This is a genomic window from Streptomyces sp. NPDC005899, from assembly GCF_040629645.1.
GTDB lineage: Bacteria > Actinomycetota > Actinomycetes > Streptomycetales > Streptomycetaceae > Streptomyces.
On sequence record NZ_JBEXWB010000713.1, the window covers coordinates 1 to 1,063 of the forward strand.

Below are 1,063 nucleotides of genomic sequence, written 5' to 3' on the forward strand. Positions count from 1 at the left end.
CGCACCCCTCGAAGGGTGCGGACCCGCGCCGTTTCGTGTGCCCGGGCGGAGGGCGCCGGGGGAGGCCGGCGCGGGCACACCCCCCCCAGGGCGTGCGGACACACCCCCTCAGGGCATACCGGGCACCAGGCGTTCCGGACCGTGCACGAGTGCGCCCCGGAGTTTCTTCTGCAGTGTCAGGTCCTGTGGGGTCAGTTTCTGCGGGCCGCCCAGCGCGGGGACGCCTTCGACGCGTTCGGCCGGTGCGATCGGCGCCTCGTACCGCGTGGGGGCCGTCTGGAGGGTGAAGGTGGTCGCGCCGGCGAGCAGCACGCCGAAGCACAGGGCGGCCCGGGTCAAGAGCCCGGCCCTGCGTTCGCCGCCCGTCCGCACGGTCCCGGCCGACGGCGGTGCGGGCACCTCTTCGCCGAGGGCGAGCGCGCCGAGCCGCTCGCGGAGCAGCGCGGACTGTTCGCCGGGCGACGGGCGGTCCGCCAGTTCGGGCAGCCGCTCGGCGACGGCGGCCCGTGCGTGCATGAGCCGGCCGGCCGCGGCGGGCGTGCTGGCCTCCGTCTCGGCCGCCGTCTCGGGCAGGTCGAGGCCCACGCCGTCGTAGAGCAGCAGGGTGCGGCGCCGCGCGGGTGGCATGGCGAGCAGTGCCTCCAGCAGTGCCCGCCGCCCCGGGTCCTCGGGGAGTGCGTCGGGGCGGCGGTGCGCGCGGCGCAGCCGGTGCCAGGGCGACATGGCGTACTCGTACGCCGCCGCCCGCACCCATCCGGCGGGATCGCGGTCCCTGGCGACCTCGGGCCAGCGTTGCCAGGCGAGCTGAAAGGCGTGTTCGACGGCCTCCCGGGAGAGGGCCCGGCGTCCGGTCAGTACGTACGTCTGGCGGACGAGCCCCGGTGCGGTCCGCGCGTACAGGGCGTCGAACGCCTCCTCGGCCGTGGACACCCCGCCCGACACGGGCGCGGGCGCGGATGGGGGCGCATGCGCAGGAGCGGGCACGGACACGGACACGGACGGCTCGGGGCGGTGCGACCGGGCACCCGTCGCGGTGGCGGCGGGGCCCGTGCCGTCAGTTGCG

The 1,063-nt window shown here is 77.3% G+C and carries 1 pseudogene; it reads right to left on the reverse strand.

What is annotated here, in order from left to right:
- Nucleotides 1-108: 108 nt before the first annotated feature.
- Nucleotides 109-1,063: pseudogene (locus tag ABZ371_RS32860) on the reverse strand (DNA-directed RNA polymerase sigma-70 factor); the annotation flags it as partial.